Raw genomic sequence first — 1,050 nt, 5'->3', positions numbered from 1 at the left:
AGAACCTCCTGGTGCAGGCGTAGTAACAAAAAGAGACTGGAACTATGCTAAAGAAGCAAATCAGGTAAAGGCCATGGAGAAATTCATTAAGGACAATGAGAAGCCCGTAGCTACTTGGACACCTCAGATCAGTAACGGTAATGGGTTTGACTATGCTTATGTGAGACCAAATGGGCAATTGGTCATCGTTGAGGCAAAATCGAATAATGGTTATCACACTGCCTTGACTGCTTTTGGAGGGGGTAAAAATCCAGAAAGAACTATACGTAAGAACAAAGATAGATTAATAAAAGAAATAAATGCAAATAGAGGAAAAATGACTAGCTCACAATACGACAGTGTTATACAACAAATAAGAAAGGATAGTTTTGAAATCGAACTCTATGTAAGCTCTAGAACGAAGCTATCATCATCTAAAATTGGTATGACAAATAATACAATGGGTATGTCAATGAAGCGAATTATAGAGCTACCAGAGATTTTGCCTTAAATTTAAAGTTATGATTAAAAAGGAAAAAGTATGTTTAGTTTTTTAAAGAAAGTCGGGGTGAAGAGATTATCTCATGATAATAGATTTAACGAATGGGAAAAAGAGTTAAGAACTAGAATAATTCCTGAATCTAATTTTTACTATAAAAAGAGTAAAGATTTTAGTAAAACATTTGTAGTTGAGGAGACATCATTAACGACTATGCCAAGCTTCTCTGTCAGGCATTATCTTGAAGAAGCTATATACTTAATATTTACTAAATTTGATGAACAAGTATCCACTGCTTATCTGCAAGTTTCTTTAGACATTGCCAATGCTATATTGGCTTTACCCCAAAGTGAGACTGAACGCTGGAATGGTGAGGATCTATACATAAAAGAAGATAGACCGAGTATATTAATTGATAAATTATTCATTGAGGCTTTATTAGCTGATGAAAATATAGATATGACTGAGTTAGCCTGTGTCAGCGATTCATTACTAAACCATTTAAAAGTATATAAAGGTAGCCTTTGGGAAGATGTGACTCAAAGTCAGTATTTATCTAGTGTCTGGCATCT

Annotated in this window: 2 protein-coding genes; both read left to right on the top strand. The window is 34.2% G+C overall.

The features are described 5' to 3' along the window. Nucleotides 1-490, top strand: a 490-nt coding sequence (locus QL898_RS13720; RefSeq protein ID WP_290177189.1) for a hypothetical protein, incomplete at its 5' end; no start/stop codon positions are given. A gap of 30 nt (nucleotides 491-520) precedes the next feature. Beyond that, the coding region (locus QL898_RS13715; protein WP_290177188.1) for a hypothetical protein at nucleotides 521-1,050 on the top strand (530 nt) is incomplete at its 3' end.

The organism is Psychrobacter sp. APC 3279 (assembly GCF_030407795.1).
In the GTDB taxonomy this organism is placed as follows: Bacteria; Pseudomonadota; Gammaproteobacteria; order Pseudomonadales; family Moraxellaceae; genus Psychrobacter.
The sequence above is the reverse complement of the archived record's forward strand: the minus strand, read 5'-3'. Positions and strand labels throughout refer to the sequence as shown.